This window comes from Ruminococcus sp. OM04-4AA, from assembly GCF_003462585.1.
Taxonomy (GTDB): domain Bacteria; phylum Bacillota; class Clostridia; order Lachnospirales; family Lachnospiraceae; genus Mediterraneibacter; species Mediterraneibacter faecis.
Genome location: NZ_QTZH01000004.1, coordinates 1 through 24960, shown reverse-complemented (window position 1 = coordinate 24960; position 24960 = coordinate 1). Strand labels below are relative to the sequence as shown.

General features: G+C 38.5%; 22 protein-coding genes, 1 tRNA gene and 1 riboswitch. Of the genes, 4 read left to right on the top strand and 19 right to left on the bottom strand.

The genetic code is table 11. From position 1 onward, the window contains the following. Window positions 1-67 precede the first annotated feature (67 nt). A riboswitch (cobalamin riboswitch) is annotated at window positions 68-329 on the bottom strand. A 32-nt stretch (window positions 330-361) separates the two neighbouring features. The 4 genes from rsmH to DXB52_RS02435 all read right to left on the bottom strand — a co-directional run bounded on the left by rsmH (window position 362) and on the right by DXB52_RS02435 (window position 3960). Continuing rightward, the gene (rsmH, locus tag DXB52_RS02450; RefSeq protein WP_117961210.1) at window positions 362-1441 is read right to left on the bottom strand and encodes a 16S rRNA (cytosine(1402)-N(4))-methyltransferase RsmH; all 1080 of its coding nucleotides are present in this window, start codon (window positions 1439-1441) and stop codon (window positions 362-364) included. After that, a complete protein-coding gene (locus DXB52_RS02445; protein ID WP_118106401.1) occupies window positions 1438-2607 on the bottom strand; it encodes a HipA domain-containing protein in 1170 nt (389 codons plus the stop codon). Before DXB52_RS02445 ends, rsmH begins: the two co-directional genes overlap by 4 nt. A 154-nt stretch (window positions 2608-2761) precedes the next feature. Then, entirely contained in the window at window positions 2762-3322 is a 561-nt protein-coding gene (locus DXB52_RS02440; protein WP_118106399.1) for a chromate transporter, read from the bottom strand. Next, the gene (locus tag DXB52_RS02435; protein WP_118106397.1) at window positions 3319-3960 is read right to left on the bottom strand and encodes a chromate transporter; all 642 of its coding nucleotides are present in this window, start codon (window positions 3958-3960) and stop codon (window positions 3319-3321) included. The genes DXB52_RS02440 and DXB52_RS02435 overlap by 4 nt, the downstream gene beginning before the upstream one ends. Window positions 3961-4153: 193 nt before the next feature. Between DXB52_RS02435 and DXB52_RS02430 the strand changes: the two genes are divergently transcribed. Together DXB52_RS02430 and DXB52_RS02425 are read left to right on the top strand one after the other, a co-directional pair. Continuing rightward, on the top strand, window positions 4154-5176 hold the full coding sequence (locus DXB52_RS02430) for an N-acetylmuramoyl-L-alanine amidase family protein (RefSeq protein WP_270370753.1): 1023 nt from the start codon (window positions 4154-4156) through the stop codon (window positions 5174-5176). A 44-nt stretch (window positions 5177-5220) separates the two neighbouring features. Next, the gene (locus DXB52_RS02425) at window positions 5221-5907 is read left to right on the top strand and encodes an ABC transporter ATP-binding protein (protein WP_117540333.1); all 687 of its coding nucleotides are present in this window, start codon (window positions 5221-5223) and stop codon (window positions 5905-5907) included. 134 nt (window positions 5908-6041) lie between these two features. Here the strand turns inward: DXB52_RS02425 and DXB52_RS02420 are convergent, their stop codons facing one another. Beyond that, on the bottom strand, window positions 6042-6893 hold the full coding sequence (locus DXB52_RS02420; protein ID WP_118106393.1) for an FKBP-type peptidyl-prolyl cis-trans isomerase: 852 nt from the start codon (window positions 6891-6893) through the stop codon (window positions 6042-6044). A 181-nt stretch (window positions 6894-7074) separates the two neighbouring features. Between DXB52_RS02420 and DXB52_RS02415 the strand changes: the two genes are divergently transcribed. Next, a complete protein-coding gene (locus DXB52_RS02415) occupies window positions 7075-7563 on the top strand; it encodes a DNA-deoxyinosine glycosylase (RefSeq protein ID WP_015529950.1) in 489 nt (162 codons plus the stop codon). Window positions 7564-7627: 64 nt separating this feature from the next. Here DXB52_RS02415 and DXB52_RS02410 read toward each other — a convergent pair whose 3' ends face one another. After that, window positions 7628-8689: an FUSC family protein gene (locus DXB52_RS02410; protein WP_118106392.1), complete on the bottom strand. Its 1062-nt coding sequence runs from the start codon at window positions 8687-8689 to the stop codon at window positions 7628-7630. 187 nt (window positions 8690-8876) lie between these two features. On the opposite strand from DXB52_RS02410, the gene DXB52_RS02405 reads away from it, so the two are divergent. Beyond that, a tRNA-Leu gene (locus tag DXB52_RS02405) sits at window positions 8877-8961 on the top strand. 54 nt (window positions 8962-9015) lie between these two features. Here the strand turns inward: DXB52_RS02405 and DXB52_RS02400 are convergent. The 13 genes from DXB52_RS02400 to DXB52_RS02345 all read right to left on the bottom strand — a co-directional run bounded on the left by DXB52_RS02400 (window position 9016) and on the right by DXB52_RS02345 (window position 24782). Then, window positions 9016-10371, bottom strand: a complete 1356-nt coding sequence (locus tag DXB52_RS02400; protein WP_181982978.1) for a tyrosine-type recombinase/integrase — start codon at window positions 10369-10371, stop codon at window positions 9016-9018. Between the two features lie 511 nt (window positions 10372-10882). Beyond that, window positions 10883-13114 (bottom strand): alpha-galactosidase, encoded by a 2232-nt coding sequence (locus tag DXB52_RS02395; protein WP_118106388.1) that lies wholly within the window; start codon window positions 13112-13114, stop codon window positions 10883-10885. A gap of 15 nt (window positions 13115-13129) precedes the next feature. Then, window positions 13130-14218, bottom strand: a complete 1089-nt coding sequence (locus tag DXB52_RS02390) for an aminoglycoside phosphotransferase family protein (RefSeq protein WP_330581229.1) — start codon at window positions 14216-14218, stop codon at window positions 13130-13132. An 87-nt stretch (window positions 14219-14305) separates the two neighbouring features. After that, complete coding sequence (locus tag DXB52_RS02385) at window positions 14306-15568, bottom strand: Gfo/Idh/MocA family protein (protein WP_117860621.1); 1263 nt, start codon at window positions 15566-15568, stop codon at window positions 14306-14308. Window positions 15569-15590: 22 nt separating this feature from the next. After that, on the bottom strand, window positions 15591-16898 hold the full coding sequence (locus tag DXB52_RS02380; protein ID WP_054751887.1) for an alpha-L-fucosidase: 1308 nt from the start codon (window positions 16896-16898) through the stop codon (window positions 15591-15593). Between the two features lie 32 nt (window positions 16899-16930). After that, a complete protein-coding gene (locus tag DXB52_RS02375) occupies window positions 16931-17785 on the bottom strand; it encodes a carbohydrate ABC transporter permease (protein WP_054751886.1) in 855 nt (284 codons plus the stop codon). 18 nt (window positions 17786-17803) lie between these two features. Further along, window positions 17804-17950 carry a hypothetical protein gene (locus DXB52_RS16510; protein ID WP_472519912.1) on the bottom strand — a complete coding sequence of 49 codons (147 nt, stop codon included), beginning with the start codon at window positions 17948-17950 and terminating at the stop codon, window positions 17804-17806. Window positions 17951-17985: 35 nt separating this feature from the next. Continuing rightward, on the bottom strand, window positions 17986-18735 hold the full coding sequence (locus tag DXB52_RS02370) for a carbohydrate ABC transporter permease (protein WP_472519911.1): 750 nt from the start codon (window positions 18733-18735) through the stop codon (window positions 17986-17988). A gap of 69 nt (window positions 18736-18804) precedes the next feature. Next, complete coding sequence (locus tag DXB52_RS02365) at window positions 18805-20106, bottom strand: ABC transporter substrate-binding protein (RefSeq protein ID WP_054751884.1); 1302 nt, start codon at window positions 20104-20106, stop codon at window positions 18805-18807. 214 nt (window positions 20107-20320) lie between these two features. After that, window positions 20321-21439 (bottom strand): ABC transporter substrate-binding protein, encoded by a 1119-nt coding sequence (locus DXB52_RS02360; protein WP_472519910.1) that lies wholly within the window; start codon window positions 21437-21439, stop codon window positions 20321-20323. Window positions 21440-21569: 130 nt separating this feature from the next. Next, complete coding sequence (locus DXB52_RS02355; RefSeq protein ID WP_117860619.1) at window positions 21570-22322, bottom strand: response regulator transcription factor; 753 nt, start codon at window positions 22320-22322, stop codon at window positions 21570-21572. Continuing rightward, window positions 22310-24109, bottom strand: a complete 1800-nt coding sequence (locus DXB52_RS02350) for a sensor histidine kinase (protein ID WP_252255935.1) — start codon at window positions 24107-24109, stop codon at window positions 22310-22312. The genes DXB52_RS02355 and DXB52_RS02350 overlap by 13 nt, the downstream gene beginning before the upstream one ends. Window positions 24110-24212: 103 nt before the next feature. Further along, entirely contained in the window at window positions 24213-24782 is a 570-nt protein-coding gene (locus DXB52_RS02345; protein ID WP_117860617.1) for a DUF6553 family protein, read from the bottom strand. Window positions 24783-24960: the final 178 nt, after the last annotated feature.

The window sequence follows — 24960 nt, the reverse complement described above, 5'->3', positions numbered from 1 at the left end:
CGTAATGCGAACAGTAAGAATGGTTCTTTCGGTACAATCAATTACTCGTGATCTGGAATCCTTATATTCCCCGCACCAGCGGCCGGCAGGTTTCCTGACTTACAGATCTTCTATACAGAACACCTTCCCGGTCTCCCAGTGGATGTGCGGACTCTCCACACTTGTCTGTATAGGAGCGGTCTTCTGAAATCTAATTTCTAAGAAGACCGCTTCTCTGCTCACAGTGACGAGTTCGTACAGGTCTTGCACCTGTTTCCCTTTTACCTGTTTCGATCAGGATATGGAAATATATTCCCTGATCAAACAGCACCGAACGCTATTATTTCTGACTAACTATAACATTTCATTATATTGAAGTCAACTATTCTGCCTTCACAGCCCAGCGCATCTTCGTGGATCTTGCTCTTCCGTTCTGCGCGCATTCCTGTGCTGACGGACGTACCACGTCTCTTGCATATTCGGAATAGATTCCTTCTTTATATCCTGCTTTGAGTGCTTTCTTTACAAGCTTATCCTCGCCTGAATGGAAGGTAAGAATCGCTACTCTTCCACCCGGTTTCAACGCTCCCGGAAGCTTCTCCATGAATTCGTACAGTACTTCGAACTCATTATTGACATCAATACGAAGTGCCTGGAATGTTCTTTGGCAAGTCTTCTTGATAATATCCTTCTTTTCTTTATTATTTGGAAGGAAATCCAAAGTCTTCTCGATCACATTTCTAAGCTTTGTTGTTGTATCGATGCGATTGCCTCTGCGAATCTCATTTGTAATTGCTTTCGCCAGTTCTTCGCAGTATGGCTCGTCTGAATTTTCATAAAGCATTCCGGCGAGTTCTTCCTCGGAAATGTTATCCAGGCGCTCCGCCGCGCTGATGCCTTTCTCCTGGTTCAATCGCAGATCCAGCGGTCCGTCAACTTTGAAGGAAAATCCTCTCTTCGGATTGTCGATCTGCATGGAGGAAACTCCGAGGTCCGCAAGGATAAAATCAAATCCGCCAACTTCTTTTGCAATCTCATCGATCGTGCAGAAGTTCTGCAGACGGATACTTAAAATGTCTTCTCCGAACCCCTGATCTGCCAGACGTTTCCTTGTCTTTGCAGACTCTTCCGGGTCAACATCTGTTGCATAGATGTGCCCCTTGCCTTTCAGACACTCAAGCATTGCTTTCGTATGTCCACCGTATCCGAGTGTCGCATCAAACCCAGTCTCGCCCGGCTGGATCTTCAGAAAATCCAGGATCTCATTTACCATGATAGAAATGTGCATTCCGGCAGGAGTGTTTCCCTTCTGGATTACATGCGCGATTGTGTCCTGATATTTCTCCGGCTGTAACTCTTTATATTTCTCCTCGAATTTCTTCGGGTATTTTCCTTTGTATCTCACACGACGCTTATGCGGTGTCTGTGATTCCTGGATATTCTGATTGTTCTGTTCGCTCATTTCTCTCTCCTTGTATATTCACATATATTTTCTATATTATTTTCCAGACCTGACTGTATATTTCTAAGACGCTTCTCTGAAATATTCTCATTTGTTCTGAGAATTTCCATAATCTTATCCACCGTTCCATCCAACTTCTGTTCATCAAACCAATCGAACTGATGAAACAATTCCAATTGTCTGTCCGGACTCATTCCGTTATTTCCAAACGGCTTTGCAACATAAGAATAATCTGACGGCAGTTCAAGCATCTCTGCCCTGCACCAGAGACAGGTCCCACTGTCAAAGATTGGTGCCACTCTTGTATATTCTAATGTCTCAACATTACGGATTACACCAAAATTTCTCCAATGTCTGTCTTCATTTGCAAGAATATAATCACAGACAAACATCTTTGTAAGCATTTCTTCCGCATTTTTTAATCCAAGCTCCTGATAAACAGATAACAGAAATTGGTAGTCATTCATAGAGGATGGTTTCTTCTTATTGCAAAGCACATCATATGCTGTTATAAGTTCCTCGTTCTCGCCAAGCATATTTTTACATGCAGAATACGTTGACCTTCCTTCTTGGTGCAAAAAATATGGAACATAATCTTCTTTCTCTAGAAGCTGTTGATGAAGCACCGTCGCTGCGACCTCATTCTGCACTTCCTGACGGAACAATGCAGATCCTGTCTTCAGAAGAATCCGCTCGCCATTTACAATCTTCCATTTCTTGTTCAAATCTCCTCCCAAAGTGGAGTTCGGTGACATGAGATTCGGATGTCCTGACGACTGCTGTCCGAGTGTCAGTATTCCAAGATCATCTGTAAAATTATTATCAAAAAAATTGATATCTTTCCACTGCTGTGGTGCTGCTGTATCATTGATCCAATAGCGATCTGACAAAGACAGTCCAAAGTTTTTCTCTGCTAATGCAAGAGTACTGTCGAGATCCAGACAATCCAAAACCTGTTGGATCTGATTTCTTGATGCCGGAATTGCTCTTCCCTTCCACCAGGCATTCAAGGCTTTCTTCGTCACATTTCCTTTTTGATCTACTGTTGACGGTGGCGCATACCGAGCGTCATGAACTTCCAGGATTTTCATAACCGCATGAACTTCCAGATCATAATCAAATTCTAAAACCGGTGTGTTCTTATTCATTAAAAGATATCGTGCCATTATGTTCCTCCTGTTCTTATCTTTACAACGTATGTACAGTATACCATGAAAGTTATTCACAATATACCATGAACTTTGAAATGTTTTCCACATAAGTCTGCATATTTTTCACCTTTTCACATTTCTTTACCGGAACCTGCATGGATTCGCTATTTTATCCGGCTGCATATCTTACTGCCACGTTCATCACTCCGGCAAGTGCCATCACAACCACCGGATTCAATTTTGTCTTACGAAGCAGTAACAGACAGATTCCAAAGATCACCACCATAGACCATTTTGTTGCAGCAAACTGCACAATTCCATCTGCCCAGAATGCAGTGTGCAGAATTGCGATTCCTGCTGATGCGATCAGTGCGACAACCGCCGGTCGTAATGATTCCAAAACACTCTGGAACATTTTCATTTTCTTATATCTTAAATAAAACCATGCGATCAAAGTTACGATAATGCAGGATGGCAGAATGCACCCACAAGTCGCCGCAATCGATCCCGGCACTCCTGAGATCTTGCTGCCGACAAATGTTGCCGCATTGATCGCAATTGGCCCAGGTGTCATCTGGGAAATCGTGATCAGATCTGTGAATTCTGTCATCGTAAGCCAGCCGTGCTGTGTCACAACCTGTTCCTGGATCAGAGGCATCGCCGCATAACCGCCGCCAAAGCTGAACAGTCCAATCTGAAGGAAGCTTAAAAATAATTTCAAATAAATCATTTCTCATCACTTCCTTTCTTCGTGATTTTTTTCTCAATTAATGCGCGGAGTACTCCGACAATTCCACAGATCAGAATCACATAGACTACATTTACCTCAAATATGCAGGAAGCTATAAATGCCCCAACCATAAGTACGTATGACAAAGCATCTTTCTTCTTCACGATTCCGGCACCCATGTCATATGTCACAGATGCGATCACGGCACCCACTCCGGCCTGCATTCCTTCGAGCATTAAGCTGATGATCTGGTTACTTCGAAATGCCTGATAACCGGCAGAAAGTATCGATATAATAAGAAATGGTGGGATTACTGTCCCGGCAATTGCTGTCAGAATCCCCGCAATTCCAGCCAGTTTATATCCGATCACGATTGCTCCGTTCACTGCGATTGCTCCCGGTGCCGACTGCGCGATCGCCACAAGATCCAGCATCTCCTCTTCTTCGATCCAATGATATTCATCTACGAACTTTTTCTTCATCAGGCTGACGATCACATAACCTCCACCAAATGTGAACGCGCTTAAGTAAAAGGTTGACCAGAAAATCTTCCACAGCCTTTTCTCTTGATCTTTATCTGATTTTTTGTCTTGCTTCTTTTCTTCTTTCCCGCTTTGTTGTTTCTGGTTCTCTTCCATATATATTGTCCTCGTATATTGTGATATTCTTTCTCTTGTAGTCTATCGCAATTAAATTGATTCTGCAATCTCCTTGATTTTTTTCACATTATATTTTCCTTTTTGAAACCTTAATTTTATCTGAATTTCCCCTATTTGAAAAGTAATTATGATACAATGAGAACAGTAATATTTATCATAAAGGAGATTGAACTTGAGAAAGCCATTTTTTCGATTATCTTGTGCCGTTCTCCTGTGTTGCTGCCTGACCGGATGCGGTAGCATACAGCACAAATCCAGTACGGACACGGCGCAGGCGCAGGGTACTAAGGCACCACCCAAGACAGCGGATGATTTTTCTATCTCCTCAGATTCTGAAAATGAAACTGTAGATGAACCTTCTTCTGCTGATGCCGCCAACGCATCTGTTTCTGAATCCGCAACTCAGCAGGAACCACTGACCGGCGCAGCGGCTCTTTACAGCAATGGACAGGAGATCAGCTTTGATTCTTCCTGGCAGTATGCAGACTTTTCTGCGATTAATTCTGGAACAGCTACTATTTATCTTGCAGATTCTAACCGTAAGGATATCGTCATTGGCGTGAATGCCGGGCATGGAACTTCTGGTGGTTCTTCTGTAAAGACGAAGTGTCACCCAGATGGTTCTGCAAAGACAACCGGCGGAAGCACTGCTCAGGGTGCAACTTATGCGACTGCTGTTTCCGGTGGAATGACATTTAACGATGGAACTGCTGAAAGCACTGTTACACTTCAGATAGCTCAGATTCTGAAAGATAAGCTGCTTGCTCAAGGATATGATGTCCTTATGGTGAGAAATAGCGACGATGTCCAACTTGATAATGTTGCCCGCACCGTGCTCTGCAACAATGTAGCTGACTGTCACATCTCACTCCACTGGGATGGAGACGGATTGGGATATGACAAAGGCTGTTTCTACATTTCTGTACCAGATGGCCTGAAAAGTATGGAACCTGTCGCTTCCCACTGGCAGGAACATGATGCACTTGGAGCATCTCTTGTAGAAGGACTTCGTACGGAGGGAATGACCATTTATCAAAACGGTTCTATGAATATCGACCTGACGCAGACTTCTTATAGTACGATTCCGTCTGTTGATATGGAACTTGGAAATGCAAGCTCTGACCACAGTGATTCCACACTAAACAGTCTGGCTGATGGTCTAACTGCCGGAGTCAATGCTTATTTTGGAAATTAGAATTCTTATTGTGATATTTATTTTATTTTTTAAGGAGGAGTTTTATGGAGCCACTCATTCGTGTTAAAAATATGTACAAGATTTACAACCCTGGAGAAAATGAAGTCCGCGCGCTGGATGATGTTTCTCTTGAGATCAACCAGGGGGAATTTATTGCCATTGTCGGGCATTCCGGTTCTGGTAAATCTACATTTATGAATATGCTCGGCTGTCTTGACACACCTGATTCCGGGGAATATTTTCTGGACGGAAAAGATGTCGCCAATCTCTCAGACAATGAACTGTCTGATATCCGCAATCACAAGATTGGCTTCATCTTTCAGGGATTCAATCTGATCCCAAACCTGGATGCGCTTGGAAATGTAGAACTTCCGCTGATCTACCGTGGACTTGGAAAACAACAGAGAAAAGAGATTGCAGGGGAAGCGCTGTCGAAAGTTGGATTGGAAAATCGTATGGATCACAGACCGAACCAGCTCTCCGGTGGACAGCAGCAGCGTGTTGCTGTAGCCAGAGCAATTGCCGCGCAGCCGCCGATCATCCTTGCTGATGAGCCGACCGGTAACCTGGACAGTAAGTCGACTATCGAGATCATGAATATTCTGAAAGACCTTCATGAATCTGGAAGAACAGTTATTATTATTACACATGATGATGAAATTGCCAATCAGGTAGACCGCGTTGTCCGCATTATGGATGGAAAGATTGTGAGTGATAGTGTAAATCAGTAACAATTTAAATGCTTACCCGCACTTAAAGAGAGGGGGCAGTACTTCACGATTTCTCAATCGTTGAATCACTGCCCTCTTTCTATGTTTCTTATTAGATACTTCTTACTGGAATTCTAATTACTTCTATTCACTTTTTATTCAACTGATACAAGCTCAATCTTGAAGTTCAGTTCTTTTCCTGCCATCTCATGGTTTGCATCGAAAGTAATTGTTGTCTCTTCCTTAGCTGTTACCTTTACCGGGAATGGCTGTCCATACTGATTGGACAGATACAGCTGCTGTCCTACTTCAAGATCCTCAGATCCCGGAAGCTCTGCGATCTCTACTGTAAAGATAGCTTCCGGATTCGGCATTCCGTAAGCTTCTTCCGGCATCAGATGGATGTCTACTACCTGACCAACTTCCATATCAGCTACTGCTGCGTCAAATCCTTTGATCATCTGTCCTACACCACATACAAACTCAAGCGGCTCTCCACGGTCATAAGAAGAATCAAATTGAGTTCCGTCATTGAATGTTCCTTTGTAATGTGTACGGCATTTCTTTCCAACATTCTTTCCTTCCATTGTAGTGTGTGATCCGCATCCGCCACCGCAGCTGCTTCCACAAGAATGTCCCTCTTCATGATCTCCGCAGGAATGTCCTTCCTCATGGTGATGATGATCACAAGTAGCTCCTTTGGATGTAAGCTCGCCTTTCAGGTATGCCTCTACTGCCTGGTCTGCATCTCCCTGAGCACCTGAACATAATTCAACGCCGGCCTCTGCAAGTGCTGTCTGAGCTCCGCCACCAATTCCACCACAGATCAGAACATCTACGTTCTGTCCTGCAAGCAGTCCTGCCAGTGCTCCGTGTCCTTCCCCATTAGAACCGATCACTTCACTGGAAACCACCTTATTATCTTCCACTTCATACACTTTGAAAGTCTCTGTCTTTCCAAAATGCTGGAAAATATTTCCGTTGTCATAAGTTACTGCAATTTTCATTGTAAAATCCTCCGTTTCAAAATTCCCTGTCAGACTAGTATAATCCATTACGCAGGTAAAAGCAACCTTTGTGTAGATGCGAAGTTGCTCCTTGTAGTAAGCAGTATTATTGACACAATCTTCATGAGACACTATACTTGTTATAAAACTTACTTCAAACCATCAGAAAGTGAACACAACCATGGAATATGAACACATTACCCACTCCTTTGAACCAATATATAATGAAGACTCCGAGATTCTGATTCTTGGAACTCTTCCTTCTGTAAAATCACGGGAAAATAATTTCTACTACGGACATAAACAAAATCGATTCTGGAAATTGTTGGCGAAACTTTGTGAGGAGGAAACTCCGCAGACAGTTGAAGAGAAAACGGCCATGTTGCTCCGCCACCATATCGCCATCTGGGATGTTATTCAAAGCTGTGACATCAAAGGCTCCAGTGACAGCAGCATCAAGAATGTGACACCAACTGATTTGAAACAAATCTTAGATCATTGTCAGATTCGACAAATCTATGCAAATGGAAATAAAGCCGGAGCTCTTTATAAGAAATATCAGCAGCCGCTGACCGAAAGAGACATCCTTGTGCTTCCTTCCACCAGCCCGGCCAATGCCGCCTGGTCACTGGATCGTTTGTATGAAAAATGGAGTGAGATACTGAGGTGAATTATATTGCCTCAGTTCTCACTCCATTTTTATTCGAATAAATTACTATTTCAAACAACTTAGATTATTCACTAACCTGTTCTCTTCTCTGCTCAAACACTGCTGCCAGTCTCGGCAGAATCCTATTGCATGCCATCGTGTATGCCGCGCCAAATACATTTGCCCCAATACGAAGCGCTACCGCATACGGCATCCCAAACAAGCCGGATGCAATCGACAATGCACCAAATGTATTAAATGCTGTCTGCCATGCATACCCTGCAGAATATCCGACTCCAATTCCTCCTATCATTCCGATGTATGGATACATAGACTCCGGAAGCACCAGATACAAGATAACAAATAACAGACATCCTACTATATTAAATGCAGCTCTCTTACCTGCTCGCTCTCCACAGTCATCCGGAAATGGGAGACAAACAGACATGCTTGCGATTCCCGCCCACATTGCTCTTGGAAGTCCAAGCAATGACATGAACAACATTGCGCTGGAAACAACCAGTGAAAGACGAATATACCATCTGTTTCTTGCGGAGTTAATATCGAACTCGCGGAACAAATCAAGAAATGATCTTCGATACGGTCTGTTCTTCTGATTCTTATAGAAAATCGCCATACACAATACCATTCCAACCAAAAGGCCAGCCACACGATACAAGTACTCCTGTCCGGTCACATCATATCCCTGAAGAAGAAGATATCCAAGAACAAATGTAGAATGATTGTACATAATCACATTGTGACATCCCAGAATCATAAGAAGCAAAATGCATACTACATTAATAAAGAATGCCGGAACCGGTGACACCATATTCGAAAGCTTCGGTCCTGCAATCAATATTCCAAAGATTCCGACGATGGAGGCCAATCCGTGCGTTGTACGAATTCCAAAATCTGCCTGTCGAAGAACAAGCACCGCAAGAAGCACTGTAACGCCTACTACACTGTTGTTATTCCCTGTGAAATGACTGTATAAGGAAACCACTGCCACACAAAACGCCATTACAAGATAGACCTTAAAATTATAAATAAGAATGTGTCTACGTCTTTCCTTCTTGTCTTCTGTCGCTTTGATCAGCTGCTTAGATGCAACTGAACTAAGCTGTAACTCCTGATAAAATGTCATATATCTCTTCCTCCCACTGTTATTTTTCTTCAAAATATCAACGAGAAACTATAATACAAATCCATCACGGAGTCAATAAAAACTTTATTAAAATTTTCTGATAAATCGAAATTATTCAAACAATATATAGAATTTATTTTTTAGGCTTTACAAACCGTTCGCTCTATGATAAGATAGTTTGTGTCGAGCGGAAGTGGCGGAATGGCAGACGCGCTAGATTCAGGTTCTAGTGGGAGTTTTATCCTGTGGGAGTTCAAGTCTCCTCTTCCGCATGGTTGAAAAGTACGAGAAAGCCTTATTTTATAAGGATTTCTCGTCTTTTTTTGTTATCTGAAATTTGCCCATTTTTGGTTACCTCTGGTTACCTCTGTTATTTTTTCTCTCCCATTCGGGAAATCAATCACATTTTTACGGTTATAATTCTTATCCAATGCACGATCCAGCTGACTGACAATCTCTTCAGGACGTTTTCTGTCATAACAATAATTGTTATAAGTTGTTCTTTCATTCTCATGTCCAATGATCTTTCTGACTGTATTAATATTGATTCCTTCGTCAATCATCGATGAGATCACCGTCTTTCTCACTTTATGAGGACTTCTGTATGGAATATCAAGATACTTACAGTATTTTCTCAAACGACATGCGATTGCATTTTCCGTAATTCTCTTTCCCTGATTTATAAATAAATAAGAACCTGAGCAGCCATTTCTCTCATTCGCAGCCATTGCAAGTTTAATGACCAGCTTCGCTTTTTCAATCAAAGGAATTTCCCTGTCACCGGCATCTGTCTTTGTATGTTCCACAACTTCTCTAGATGTTTTTCTAAATTTCCCATCCGGTCCCTCTGTATAGCAGCTTGTTTCCATATGTTGGATATGAATATGATCCCGGCTCACGTCACTCTCTTTCAGTGCAACCAGTTCTCCCGGACGAACCCCTAGATAAAACTGAAGGATCACTGCTAACGATGTTGTGTTATCCGGATTTTCTTCATACTCTTTCCATGCCTCTTCTATGATTAGCGGCTGTTCGTTTTCCAAATAAACTTGCGTCTCATCTGATTTCTTCTTTTCCTTACGAAACATCTTTGCATTAATCTTGACCTGTGCAAATGGATTGGAATTGATAAAACCTCTGTCAATCGCATACTCCATGCAATGCCTCATGATAAATGACATTGTATAATACTGTTTTTTAGTCATGTGATTTGTTTTTATCATTCCATGAGCCCACTCATCCAACATCAACTTATTGAATTTCTTCAAGGGTATTGTTGCAATTTTAGTTCCTTCGTAAAATCTCGACCATTCTGTAGAATAACGTTTTACCGATGCCGACTTCAAAGTATGAAGCTGAAAATATTGTAACCACATCGGATAGACTGTCGTAAGTGTAATCTCATCCTCTGCATTCTCTTCACAGTAAGTATTTACGATCAGATTTTCCAGTTCCTTTTGTGTACTTCTTTTGACTAATCGCCTATGATCTGCTTTCGTCTCATCATAAAAATGTGTATACCACTTTCCATCCTTTCCTTGCCATATTTTATATTTGTGCGCTTTTAAAATATCTCTTCTTCTCATCATAGCCATTTTCTTCCGCACATCATCTAATGTTATAATACCATTACCGATTGCTTCAGACAATAACTCTTTCACATCCATTTCGTCATATCCCAAAGCTTGCATCACCCCTTTTTAATTTTTTTCTGTCAGTTTTACCGATGGCTGATTCTCAAAGGCAAGATTTTAAGGCCTCATATATAGAAACGTTTCAAGGGGCTTATACAACCATCGATACTGAAGTTTCAAAAAAACAGGTGATAAGAATCTGACGGTGATACTATGATAATTCTTTGATTAGAAAATACAACGATAACTTTTAGGGCAAGATGCGCCCTTGAGTAACTCTAATTTCCTTTTGGAAATCAGGCTACCTGGCAATCTTGATGGGGATTTCGCTCCCCATTCCCTCGAATCTGTATATAACTGTTAAACATAAGTGATGTTTACGCCATCTAACATATACCCAAATAGATTATTCCAAAAATTAGGGAATTTTGAAAATATAGATGGAACGCATCTGCCTACGTGAAATTAATTCTACGCTAAAAGTATAATTTCAAAAAAACGCCTCCCGGCTATTTCAACCGAGAGGCAATTTCTAAAAGAAGGGATGAAAGAAAACTAACTATTCAACTTTTTCTTGTAATATATAAATTCTTGATTCAAAATCAGTGCATGGCGTTACATTTCCCGGAACTTGCCCTGCTGTTACATCTGTCGTGATCAGTCCCCAATTCATCAACTCATCTCCATAATTCTCTGTATTTGCTGATAAATTCTTATAAAGTTTATTTGGATCAAGTCCCTGCAGCTTTATTCTGCTGTATGGCATATTCACACCATTTAATACACGGTAATATCCTACAAGTGCTGTTGTTTTCTCTTCATTGACTACCATCCAAATAGTTTCATTTCCTTCAAATGGACTTTTCAATCTATAAAATGTTCCAAACTGTATCAACTGACGATACTTTTTCATAAATAGGATTTGTGCCTTTACCTCTTCAATTTCAAAATCAGATAATTTATTCAAATCCAACTCGTAACCAAATGTTCCAAAATAGGCTACATTTGCTCTTGTATGTAACGGTGTATTTCGAAAAACCTGATGATTCGGTATTACAGAAACATGACTTCCCATACTACTGATTGGATAACACATCGACGTTCCATATTGAATTTTCAGTCTTTCAATTGCATCAGAATCATCGCTTGTCCATCCTTGTGGTGCATAATAAAGCATTCCCGGATCAAAGCGTCCTCCCCCACTTGCACAAGACTCAAATAAGATTTTTGGAAATTCAGAGGTTAATCTTTCATACAGGTCATACACTCCAAGTATATAACGATGGAAGATTTCTCCCTGCCGTTCTGCTGGATAAGCAATACTATAACATTCTGTAATACTTCTGTTCATATCCCATTTTATGTATGAGATTTTTGCTTTTGAAAGAATCTTTGAAATCATCGTATAAATATAATCAACAATCTCTTTTCTTGAAAAATCTAATACATATTGATTACGTCCATGTGAATTCGTTCTTCCTGGTGTTTGTACAATCCAATCCGGATGTTGACGATACAGATCTGAATCCTTATTCACCATCTCTGGTTCGATCCATAAACCAAATTGCATACCAAGATTTTCTATACGCTCTGCAAGACCTTCAATTCCATTCGGAAGTAACTCTTTGTTTACTATCCAATCTCCCAAACCAGCTCGATCGTTTCTACGTTTACCAAACCATCCATCATCGAGAACAAATAATTCAATGCCACATTCTTTTGCTTTCTCTGCAATTTTTACCAACCGTTCTTCAGTAAAATCAAAATACGTTGCTTCCCAATTATTATTCAATATTGGTCTTACACGATCACGCCAATATCCTCGCGCAAGACGTTTTGCATATAATTTATGGAAGTTCTGACTCATCTCATTAAGTCCATTATCCGAATAAAGCATCACCGCTTCCGGTGTCTGAAAACTGTCTCCTGATTCTAATTTCCAGTCAAATCCATTTGGATTAATCCCTACTGTAATTCGTGTCACATCATGTGTATCTACTTCTGCCTGGATTCTAAAATTCCCACTATAAATGAAACTAAATCCGATTGCCTCTCCCATAGATTCATCTGTATTTTTTCTTTTAAGAACCATAAACGGATTCTGTTCATGTGAAGAATTTCCACGCATACTATCAATTGCTGTGATTCCCTGTTCCAAAGTCCTCATCTTCACATGTCGCTCTCTGGCCCATGCACCAGACAGTTGCATCCAAACATAATCTTTATCCGGAAGATCCAAATTCAAACTCATTGCTGTAAGCAAATGTACCGGCATTTCTCCCGTATTTTTTATACGGACACTTCTTGCAATTGCACCGTATTCAGAAAAAATAGTATACAGCAACTCCACTACAACCCCTGTAAGAGAATCTTTCAAAAAGATCCTAAGTGTCATTGCTTCTTCTTCAGACTCTGCGTAAATAGCTGGAAGTCCTTGAAGTTTTGGCTTTCCTGGTACAATCTCATATCCATTATATTTAAAATCTGAGATTCTGCTTCCATTTTTCTGTAATATTTCAATTGCAGAATGACGATAGTCCGTTGTCCCATATACCGGATATTCCTGTCGAATATGCTCCAATGAAAAACTTTTGTCCCCTTCATATACATAGGAGGTCATCGGACGTTCTATTTTCTCCACCAGATAAGAAAAATTCTTCTTATCATGGATTTTCTTTCCGTAATAAATCTGTCCCATATGTCCGTTTTCTAATACGCACATAATATAGCTTATCTGATCATTATATAAATGAAATGTCTTTGTCTCTTTATGAAATACAATATTTCTCATATATATTTTCCCTTGTTATTGGTATTTTGCAACAATCTTCTGCATTAAATCCCATTTCTTTTCCATGTCTGTAACAAGCTTAAATTGTGTTCGACATCTATCAAGATTATGGTCTTCTCTATGAATCTTAAAATAATGATCTCCTTCCAGATAATCCGTCAGGAATCGTATTCCGCATTCAAAAGTCATCACCTTAGCTCCCATTGGCAAAAGTTCTATTTCTTTTGTTGTCAATTGTTCTCTACATTCTTCAAGAAAACCTTTCGTATAAAGTTCAAATAACTCCATACTACAAGTAACCTTCTCTAAATCTTTTTCATCCTCTGCTGCTGTACTCGCACCAAAGCGAATAGAATCGCCAAAATCATTCATCGCCAGTCCTGGCATAATCGTATCTAAATCTATTACACAGAGTCCTTTTCCTGTAGCGTAATCTATCATAATATTATTTAACTTTGTATCATTATGTGTTACTCGTAATGGGATCTCACCTTTTGCCAATAGTTTTCCAAAAACACTTGATATTTCTTCACGCTCAAGGACAAACCGAATCTCCTTTTGTACTTTTGCTGCACGGCCAAAGCTATCTTTTTCAACAGCCTCCTTAAATGCAATCAATCTAGATTCTGTATCATGAAATCCCTTAATTGTTTCATTCAGTGTTTCTGCTGGATAATTTGACAATAATTTTTGAAAATGTCCAAATGCTACTGCGCTTTCATAAAAATCTTTCGGATTTTCTACAAGATCATAGCTTGTTGCATCTGTGATATACTTATAAGATCTCCAGTACTCTCCTTTTGAATCCACAAAATAATATTTTTCATCTTTTGCCGGAATCAAATTTAATGTTTCTCTCTCTGGATCTCCTCCATTTTTCTTTATTATTTTCTTTAAGTAGGTTGTGACGCCTTCAATATTCTGCATTAATTCAACTGGGTTAGTAAAAATCTCCTGATTCACTCTTTGCAAAATCACTCTTATTGATCCCATTTTTCCAATCTCATACGTCAACAAATAAGTGTCATTGATATGTCCACTTCCATAGGGCTTGATACTAATAAGATTACCTTCAAACTGAAATCCATTAATTGCTTCTTTCAACTGTTCTTCTGATACTCTATTCATCACTTACTCCCTTCCCATAAATGCTGAGGATAAATCCCTTCATCATTTTATGGTTTTCAATTTCTATTTTGTCTCGTAGGCGCTGTATTCTTCAAAATCAATCACAGTTTTTCTAATTCTGGCTTCTTCAGCTGCAAGAGCCATCAAATGACTTGCCACAGAAACTGACGCATCTGTTTTTCCTGTTTTTCCTTCTCCAACCATACGAACAAACTCGCGCATCATACTCATATCACTTCCGCTATGTCCCTTTGAAGGTGTATGAAGTTGAATCAAATCATTTGTTCCACTTACAAAATCTATGATTTCTATTGTTCCTGCCTCCATATCACCTTTTAATTCGCCTTTAGTTCCCATAATTCGAATTCTTCTTGCGCACTGGTTTGTAAACGCTGTCATCAAAAATGAAGCTGTAACTTGGTTTTCAAATTCGATATCTACTGTCTGATGATCCACAACTGTATTATCAGAATGGAACACGCATCTTCCATAAGGTCCTTTCTTTAACTCCTTTAGGACATGTTCTGAATCTGCCTGATCAGTTACTGCATATACAAGTCCGTCTTCCACAGCTTTCGGATGTTCTAAGTAAAAACGTGGTGCATAAAACGGACATTTATCTCTATGTTCACATCCGTCCATGCAATATCTCGGTGCATTTACAGGTGCATTTTCTTCTGTAAAATATGTAAGTTCTCCAAAAGAACTGATTTTTTTACACTTACTATCAGCTAACCATAACATAATATCCATATCATGACAGCATTTCTGCAATATCATTGGACTTGATTCTTCTTTATTTCTCCAATTTCCTCTCACAAAGCTATGTGCATGATGCCAATATCCTACTTCCTCAATATGCTGAATTGACATCATTCTTCCAATTCTTTCCTCGTCTAAAATTTCTTTTATTTTTGAGAAAAAAGGTGAGTAGCGCAAAACATGACATACCGATAATATTCGATTATATTTCTTTGCCATTGCTCCCATTTTTACAATTTCGTCTTTATTTGGAGACATCGGTTTTTCACATAAAACATGATATCCTTTTTGCAATGCCATAGTAACCGGTTCATAGTGCATTTTATCCTGTGTACAAATCATAGCACAATCTGCAATTTTGTCTTGTTGTAATAATTCTTCATATGATTCATACTGTAGCTCTTTTGGAATATTATGTTTTGCCGCAAAAAGTTCTCTACGTTCTTGGTCTGGTTCTGCCACAGCTACCACTTTAAATTCATCTGGGTGATCCAATGCATACTGAGAATATACATAGCCACCCCTCAATCCTGCCCCAATCAAAATACTGGTTACCTGCTTCATCGTTTTTCTTCCTTCCTCATTCTCAATTCTTAAGTTGAATTTTTAATACCGTGTCTTTTTCATCAGGCAATGGATAAGTAAATACCGGATCATCTCCAAATGATACGAATGCAACATCTGTATAAAGAGCTGTATTCCATGCTTCTCCTCTTTTCACTTCACTTCCATCAGCTAAATATGTAATTCTATCCAGTTTTTCAGGACTGATTCCATAGAGCGGAAGTGCTCCTAAAGGTGTCTCATAAACATGTGCATAAATCACTCCGTCTTTCTCTGTATATCTTCCCCAATCAGGTTTCTCAAGATCTGATATTCCACATCCATAAATACTTTCTTTATTCTTATCCATCCAGTTTCCGACTTCTTTGAGTATTTCAACACTTTCCTTTGGAATGTTTCCTTTTGCATCAGGTCCTACATTCAAAATCATATTTCCACCCTTACTAACACACTCTACAAGTTTTCTCACTAACATTTCTGGTGTTTTATACTGATGGTCGAAGTTGCAATATCCCCAGTGATTATTCATTGTTGCGCAAAGTTCCCATGGAATTGGCTCTCCATTGATATCACATACTCCTTTTGGCGGAATGATCTGTTCCGGACTTGCAAAATCACCACTGTAAATTAACGGATTATCTGTTGCAATACTTCCATGGTTATCTCCAGCACCTTCTAAACGATTATCAATGATTACATCCGGCTGATAGTGACGTACCATTTTGATCAATTCTGTTGCTTTCCATTTTTCACCTGTCATATCGTCATAAGAAAAATCAAACCATAATAAATCTAATTTCCCATAATTTGTAACAAGTTCTTTTACCTGTCCATGCATGTAATCCAAATATCTGTCAAAATCAATTTTTTCATCCTTGTATGCTTCATTATTTCTCATCGGGTGCTGACGATCTCCATATTTCGGGAAATCCGGATGTTTCCAGTCAATAATGGAAAAATAAAGTCCTACCTTTAAATCCTCTTCTCTACATGCATCTACAAATTCTCTTACCAGATCACGTCCGGCTTTTGTATTTGTTGATTTATAATCTGTAAGTTTGGAATCAAACAAACAAAAACCATCATGGTGTTTTGCAGTTAATACTACATATTTCATTCCTGCTTCTTTGGCTAATCGAACCCATTTTTTTGGATCATAATCTACTGGATCAAACTGTTCAAAATACGTTCTGTATTCTTCTACAGTCATCTCTTTTTCCGACATAACCCATTCACCACAAGCCGGAATTGAATATAATCCCCAATGTATAAACATTCCAAATCGTGCATCCATAAACCACTTTGTTCGTTCTCTAATTTCCTGATTCATTTATTTTCTCCTCGTCTTTCAATTATCTACAATTAACCTTTCACAGCACCGCCGGATAATGCTTCAATAAAGAATTTACTAAATACACAATATAAGATTACCGGTGGAAGAATGATAACAACCATTGCTGAAAACAGTCCGTTATAGTTCGTATTAAATGATGTTGTAAATGTTGACAGCAATGCCGGAACTGTTAATTTTTCTCTTGTGATCAGTACAAGTGATGCCCAGTAATATTCATTCCAGTTACTCAGAAAGGCTAAAACTGCAGCTGTCATAATTCCCGGTCGTGCAATTGGGAAAATAACTTTTACCCATGTTTGGAAATAAGTACAACCATCAATTCTTGCAGCTTCCTCCAACTCTTTTGGAATATTGTCATAATAATTTTTTATAACAAAGAAGCTGACTGCGATACCACTGCAAGAATAAATTAAAATTAATGCTGCACGAGTATCATATAAATGCAGATTATTAATAAGGTTATATACCGGATATGTTAAAGCTGTTGCGGGAATAAACATAGTGGAATATAAAAGAATATTTACCAGTGCTTTACCACGAAATTCCATTCTTGCCACTACATAAGCTGACATAGAGATCATAACCACACTGATCAATACAGATACGCCTGCAACAAACAAACTGTTTCCGAAATAACGAAGTACATGAAGGTCTTTAAATGTAGAAATATATCCATCAATGCAAATCGACTCCGGAAGTTGAAATCCTGGTCTTGCCATAGGATCTTTTTTCAAACTTGATAATCCCAACCATACTAATGGTACGAGTGATATAATCAGTGCCCATGCTAAACAAATATATGTAACGATTTTAGTCCCTGTCGGCATATTTTTTACTGTTTTTCCATGTAAAGATTTTTTCATTATTTATCACGCTCCTCCCTAATGTTTCTCTTTTTTGAATGAAACACTGTATGCGAAATTAATTACAAGAATAATGACCATACCTGCTAAAATCTGTATCATAGCCACCGCATTTGCTCGTCCAAACTGAGTCCTCGGACTTGTGATTGCTAACTCTCGAATCACATAACTGATACTGTACGTTCCCGCTGCTCCTTTTGTCAGGAAATAACTTCGTTGTAAAGAAGGAATCCTGAGGTTGCTGCAAGCACAGATACTGTTTTCAGCGTTCCTTTAATCATTGGAATTGTAATGAACCAATCCTGCTTTAATCCGCTGGCTCCATCTAACATTGCCGCTTCTCTCACTTCTTCTGGAACCGCCATGATATTACCAAGTATCATTAATGTTGTTGTTCCTGTAAAAAAGATATAGGCACATGTCATAGCTATAAATGCCGGTCCTTTTAACAACAGAACACTATCTGTAAAGTCTTTGTTGAATATTCTAATGATAGGATTGATAATTCCATAGGATGGATTATATAACTGTAAAAAAATCACTCCCATTGCCGCTGTAGAAATCATATTCGGAATGATATAAACATTTCGTACAAACTTAATTCCCTTTACTTTTCTTGATAATGCAAGTGCTATCAAAGTAGCAACAGGAATCTGAACTATTGCACCAAGAAGTGCCCAAGTTGCAGAGTTTTTAAGTGCTTCCCAAAAGAATGGATATTTTTTAAATATATACTCATAGTTGCTCCATAAATCCTGGAATCCAAAAAATTCCGGAGATGTAATATTACTGTAATCCCACTTACAGAAAGATGTCACAAATACCGTAATGATTGGATAAAGGTAGAACACACAGAATGCCAGAATTGTTGGTGCTAAAAAGGCAATAATAAATCCTGTACGTCTCATCCCCAATTTACTTTTTTTCTTATTGTTAATACTTTCTTTCAATTTAATACCTCCAATAAAAACGGGAAGGGACAACATTCCCCTCCCTCATTGAAACTAAATCATTTATAATTAACCGATTAATGCAAGTAATTCTTTCTGGAGTGCCTCAAATCTTGCATCAATGTCTGTTCCGGAAACAGCACACTCCATAAGTGCGTTTATAATCGCTTTGTTAACGTCAGATCCCCATGTATATTTCATGTCGATTACAATTGTATCTGCTTCATTAACCTGAGCACATGCTTTAGCAAGTTTCATTGTAGCAGCATCTCCGCTCTGCTCTGCAAGTGCATTCAGATCAACTGTTGTGTTACATGGGTTTGCCTGGGCACCTGTAAAAATTTTTTCCTGAACTTCCGCACTTGTCATATACTTAACAAATTCAAGCGCAAGTGCTGTCTTCTCTTCACTCATGCTGTTTGCAACTGTAAGTCCGCCACCTGCTGATGAAATAGAGATATTTCCCGGGAACAGTGCTGGCTCAATTGCATCAACCAGAGATTCATCAATTCCACTTGCATTCCATACACCATTGAAAAGTACTCCTACTTTTCCATTTGTATTAAACTCAGCCATCAGATTTCCATTATCATCTGTTGTATGCTCTGAACCATTTGCCTGATCTAATTTTGCTGTTGTCTTGAATGCATTAGCAAACTCATCAGAATTAACAATATCTTCTGTCAACTCAGACTCTACCATCTTCTTTCCAGCGTCTGTAGATGCCATAATTGCATTTATAATACATCCAGATCCCTGTCCGGCAATATATCCATAGGATTCATCACCTAAACCTGCAATCTTTGTCATTGCATCTCCGAATGTATTCCAGTCTGCAAATGCATCTGCAGAAACACCCGCTTTTTCAAACAGCGCTGCATTATACCAAAGACCACGACTTTCGATCTGATCATGTACAGCATAAATATGACCATCTAGATCATGCTGTGTATAGTTAAGTCCTACTGCGTCCTGAAGATTATTTTCATCAATATATGGCTTCAGATCATAAACAAGCTCCTGTGAAATTGCAGCCTGTGGTACTCCATTTCCTCCAACATCTACCATATCCGGGTATGATCCACCAGCAACCTGTGCACTAACAATATCATCTCTGTTCTCAACAGCAATCGGTTTAAAAGTTACATCTCCGTCTGCATGTTCCTGTGCAAATTCATCATAGATATCTCTCATTACCTGTGCTGCCGGCCATTCACTTTCATCCTGATAATATCCATGATAAAACTCCAAAACATTTTCATCACCGGAAGCTTTCTTATCTCCTTCGTTTCCTGAACTGCTTCCACATCCTGCTAATACGGATACACCCATTGCTGCTACTAGAAGTACACTTACCAATTTCTTTCTCATCTTTTTTCCTCCTGTGTTTCTCCTTATTTGTTGAATTAATTCTACCTTATTTTTTGTGCATTTTGAATGTTTGGTATTGACAATAACATGCATGTTGTTTACACATTGCCGAACAAAGCATGGATTATTTTTACCTCGTGTCAATATTTTACATGTTTTGCACAAAGAAAGAGTGCGTATCAACTCACTTTAAGTCAATATGCACTCTCTCCAACTATTTCATTTTTATATTTTCTTCAAATTCTTGTACTGAGATTGTTCCCGCCAATAAATCAAAAATTGATTCAGTAAAATAATTTTTTTGTTCTAGTGACCAGATGTTACTTGGAACTTCTATTTTTTCATCAGCTTCAAGAACCAATGATACCGCTTGATATAATTTATCTTTATTTTCCTTATATAGCTCTACCGAAACATCCGGATTCGCCGGAATTTGTTCCGTCCTCTCAAGAATCTGTAACTGAACGTCTTTGCTAAGCATGTACTTTAAAAAGCTTACTGCCGCTTCCTGTCTTTCTTCATTTCCACTCTTTCCTAATACATATCCAAGACCTGAAGATTCACATGATACAGTTTTTTCTGTACATGATGGAAGTAAAGCATACTTTGCATTAATATCATCTGAAATCATTGGAGCACTCCATACACCATTGATGTAAATTGCCAGTTTTCCTTCATTGAAGAGATTCGTTTCATCTCGATAACTATACTCTGGAGTTTTTGAAACAGATAAACTATACAATTGTTTCAGCTGATTTATCGCAGTAGTGAACTCTTCCTCTTGATATACAAACTGCTGTCCCTTTGTCCTGGCTTGTTCACTACCTGAAAGCATATGATCTATACAATATAAATATCCCTCTGCCGCTGGTTGAAGTGCTGTTATCTCTGTTCCTTCTTTCAATGCCCAATCACTGATCTGGTTACACATCATCTGAAATTCATCCCAACTTTTCGGCACTTGCTCAATTCCTGCTGCATTTAAAATATCCTCATTGTACCAATATCCACCACTTAACATAAGAACATCTGACACAGAATACAACTCTCCATTCTTGGTTTTCCAATATTCCTTATTCACATCTGATATGCTTTGGGAAAAATCATTATCTCGCTCTATATATGGCTGAATATCTAATGCCATATCATTTTCAACTAAAAAATCATACAGACAATTTTCACCAACTCCACTAAAAGAGATAATATCCGGAACATTACCAACCATTACCATATCTTCTACCTTTCTCATCATCTCTTCACTCGTCGGCATCGAAATAATCTGTAAGTCAATCTCCGGATACTCTTTTTGAAACTCAGCGTAAATATCTCTCATTTCAGCATGATCTTTTTCTGTACCGCCCCAGGCATGAATTAAAGTAATTGAGACATTATGATTATCCTCACTTTCGCAACCGCCCAATAAGCAACAACTTATTAAAATTCCCAATAAAAATATAACTTGTCTAATTCTTCTTTTCATCCTTTTCCTGCTTCCTAAAGTCCTTCGGTGAAACCCCTGTGATCTTTTTAAACATCTTTGAAAAATACCCTGCATCTTCAAATCCAACGGCTTCCGAAACTTCATAAGTTTTCATATTTGTTTTTAAAAGATATTCTTTTGCTGACTCTATACGAAGCTTTAATATCTCATCAAAAAGATTTACGCCTGTTTTATTCTTATAAAACCTACTTAAATAACTTCTGTTAACATGTAATTCGTCTGCAATTTCTTCCAAAGAAATCTTGCTTTTATAGTTTTGTTTTACATATTGTTCAATCTGCTGAAGAAGTGTCTTTTGCTCTGGTACAATAACTTCCTCTTTTTCAACTTCTTTTTTCAATTTTAATAGTTTTCCGGTTGCTTTTCCTAACGCTTCCGGAAGTTCATCCATAATCGCAATCTTCAAAACATATTCACATGCACTGTATTTGATTGCAGATTTTGCATAATCAAAATTAGAGTATGCTGTTAATATTATCACCTGTGTTTCAGGCCTGGTTTCATATAAATACTTGCACACATCAAGTCCATTTACTTCAGGCATCTGAATATCTGTAATAACAATATCCGGTGATTCTTTTTCGATACATTCGATAAGCTCTTGTCCGTCCTCTAACACTGCTATCAAATCACAATCCATTTTCTCCCAATTAATCAGTTTTTTTAATGCTTCTCTTATATAACCTTCGTCATCTGCCGCAACTACTTTCCACATAGCATTGTCCCCCTTTCTGACGGAAGAATGATTTCGATTCTAGTTCCTTTCCCCTTTTTGCTCTCAATGTCAAGCTCATAATCTTCGCCATACAAAATCTGTAACATTCTTTGTGTATTTTTTAAGCCGGTGCGAGTATGTCCTATTTTCCCATTCTGTGGGATTTCATTCTCTTGATCCTCATTCAGCTTTTTATAATCCATTCCAACTCCATTGTCCTCAACAATAATATGGAGCCTCTTTATCTGTTCTGTATGATTGATTTTTTCTTCCTTTGCAGATTCCTCTGACGTATTTTCCTCATACAAACATACTTTTATCATTCCGCTCTCTTTTTGAGGTTCTAACCCATGTGAAACAGCATTTTCCACAAGTGGTTCGATTAAAAGTCGAGGAATAAGGTTCTCTTTTATCTGCTCGTCAGATAAATTAATTTCATACATTAATTTATCTTGATAACGTTCTTTTTGCAAAAACAAATAGAACTGAACAATTTCCAATTCTTCCTTCACTTTTATTTTTATTTCCTTATCACGGAAAATTTTACCTTGCATTAATTTTGAAAAAGCATTCAGACTTTCATATAATTCCTCGTTTCCTGACATTTTCGCTTTGAGACTGAGCATAGCAAGTATGTTAAACTGAAAATGAGGGTTAAGCTGCGATTGAAGATATTTCACCTGTGATTTAGTGGCTAATAACTGCTTTTCATATACCTCTGTGATCAAATACTTGATTCGATCTGCCATCTCATTAAACACTTGTCCCATATCATGAAATTCCTGTATTGTGGAATCCTCCATTCTCACATCCAGGTTCTGATTTCCAAATGCACGAATATTGGAAATCATTCTCGTTACTGGCTTTGAAAATCGATTACTAAGTCCATAAGAAACACAAAATGTAAAAAATAATACAATAACAAGTCCTGCCCAAAAGATAAATAACGTTGGTCGTAAAATTTCTAAAACATTGCTCTGTCCTACAGCAATGACAGTTCTTGTTCCAAATCCACTCGAATCTGCACTCCCAATTACTTTTTTTCCTTCGATTTTCTTATTTCCCACCCAGGATACGGATGTTTCTTTCATCAGCTCATTTTGTTTCTCATCTCCACCGGATACTAACAGCAAATCATTATTAGATAATACAATCCAAGAAGAATCCTGATAGTCTTCTATCTCCTTAAATATTTCTCGAATTGCATCACAACTAATTTGTGCTATGCCGATTCCTTTCTCTTTCATATTGTCATCATAAATATGAAAAAGAATATTCAAATTCTCTCTATCCGCAACACATGCATACCGATTTTTTTCTAATTTAAACCACTGTTGCATATTTTGATAATATACTTCCTGTTCCTTCTCAGCGCTCAGCGTTATAGCATAATAGTGATCTTTCACACACTGATCCTGATTATTAAACAGATACATACTCGTAACGAATGGATATTGCTGATTGACTCTATTTCTTTGCGCAAATAGTTCCATGCTATATACTAATTGTTTTTTAGCTTCTTCTGAATCATAATTATCACATTGAAAAAAACTATCCAGCAGACTATTATGCCTTATAGCAATCGCCCCATCCTCTATAAATTGCATATGTGACTGGTACTGCTGTGTTGTATTATTGAGTACATATTCTATATCTTCCTGCGTATTTTCGAAAAAAAATGAGAAAAAGACATAACACACCGCCAGCACAACCAGCATTAATGTAACTACTGATGCAAGTGACATAAATACTGTTAACTCTTTCTTTAAAGTATGTCTTTTTCTCATTTTTTCTTTCCCCATTTTAATAAGTTTATTTTTATATATACTAACACACCTAGTATAAATAGTCGAGTGATTTTCCGTTCTGTGTATTACACTCTCATTCTTACTATTTGTTTAAAAAGTGTTCCCTATTCGGATATTCCTGACGATACGCTCGGAGGGCAGCTTCCTGGAGCAGGGAGAATTCTTTTTCCATTCGGAGCAAGCGTGGTGCTTTGAAGGCAATCGCGCTGATCTGTTCGGCGATTTTTTTTGCAATTCCTTCTTCGGATAACTGTCCCATGCCAAATACCAAGAAGGTAAATCCTCTGCCCCCTCTGCTAACCTGAATAAATTTTAAGAATACATTGTACAGCTCTTCTAAAAGGATTTGTCGGTAGCCCTCCTCTAACTGCATGGCTTCTGTCAAACATAACGTGGAAAGTATTTGAGCACCCATCTTTTTTCTGTCGCCTCCCAGATTCAGAGTTGTTCCTTCCGCCAAGTATTTCAATTCCATTAAGCATCTGACAAATTCATCCTTCTGTAGCCTGCGTTTTCCGTAACGGGCTGTCCAAAGCTGGTTGCGATATTCTTCTGCCCAGTCTTCCTCCTCTCCTGTATGCTCTTTTAAAATCTGCTGCCGTTTCACCGGATCTGTCTCCTGATAAAAATCTTTGGTCCATATATTTTCCAATTGCTGCTAATGCTTTTCTTTTCATTTTTTTCCTCCTGTTTTTCCTTTTGGTAATATTGCTAGTTTTTCGTCCTAACCAGCTGATAAATTCATTATAATCACAAAATAGGTTATAAGAAATAGAATTTTTTTTGATTAGTTATCGAATTTTTTAGTTATTTTTATAATTTTTTTAAAG

Bases quoted from the DNA above. Each gene is read 5' to 3' on its own strand.
- DXB52_RS02355 (WP_117860619.1), bottom strand. From the start codon at position 22,322: ATGTGGAAAGTAGTTGCGGCAGATGACGAAGGTTATATAAGAGAAGCA.
- DXB52_RS02425 (WP_117540333.1), top strand. From the start codon at position 5,221: ATGGAGCCACTCATTCGTGTTAAAAATATGTACAAGATTTACAACCCT.
- DXB52_RS02380 (WP_054751887.1), bottom strand. From the start codon at position 16,898: ATGAATCAGGAAATTAGAGAACGAACAAAGTGGTTTATGGATGCACGA.
- DXB52_RS02420 (WP_118106393.1), bottom strand. From the start codon at position 6,893: ATGAAAATTGCAGTAACTTATGACAACGGAAATATTTTCCAGCATTTT.
- DXB52_RS02435 (WP_118106397.1), bottom strand. From the start codon at position 3,960: ATGGAAGAGAACCAGAAACAACAAAGCGGGAAAGAAGAAAAGAAGCAA.
- DXB52_RS02365 (WP_054751884.1), bottom strand. From the start codon at position 20,106: ATGAGAAAGAAATTGGTAAGTGTACTTCTAGTAGCAGCAATGGGTGTA.
- DXB52_RS02375 (WP_054751886.1), bottom strand. From the start codon at position 17,785: ATGAAAAAATCTTTACATGGAAAAACAGTAAAAAATATGCCGACAGGG.
- DXB52_RS02350 (WP_252255935.1), bottom strand. From the start codon at position 24,109: ATGAGAAAAAGACATACTTTAAAGAAAGAGTTAACAGTATTTATGTCA.
- DXB52_RS02360 (WP_472519910.1), bottom strand. From the start codon at position 21,439: ATGAGAGATATTTACGCTGAGTTTCAAAAAGAGTATCCGGAGATTGAC.
- DXB52_RS02445 (WP_118106401.1), bottom strand. From the start codon at position 2,607: ATGGCACGATATCTTTTAATGAATAAGAACACACCGGTTTTAGAATTT.
- DXB52_RS02440 (WP_118106399.1), bottom strand. From the start codon at position 3,322: ATGATTTATTTGAAATTATTTTTAAGCTTCCTTCAGATTGGACTGTTC.
- DXB52_RS02395 (WP_118106388.1), bottom strand. From the start codon at position 13,114: ATGAGAAATATTGTATTTCATAAAGAGACAAAGACATTTCATTTATAT.
- DXB52_RS02410 (WP_118106392.1), bottom strand. From the start codon at position 8,689: ATGACATTTTATCAGGAGTTACAGCTTAGTTCAGTTGCATCTAAGCAG.
- DXB52_RS02385 (WP_117860621.1), bottom strand. From the start codon at position 15,568: ATGAAGCAGGTAACCAGTATTTTGATTGGGGCAGGATTGAGGGGTGGC.
- DXB52_RS02415 (WP_015529950.1), top strand. From the start codon at position 7,075: ATGGAATATGAACACATTACCCACTCCTTTGAACCAATATATAATGAA.
- rsmH (WP_117961210.1), bottom strand. From the start codon at position 1,441: ATGAGCGAACAGAACAATCAGAATATCCAGGAATCACAGACACCGCAT.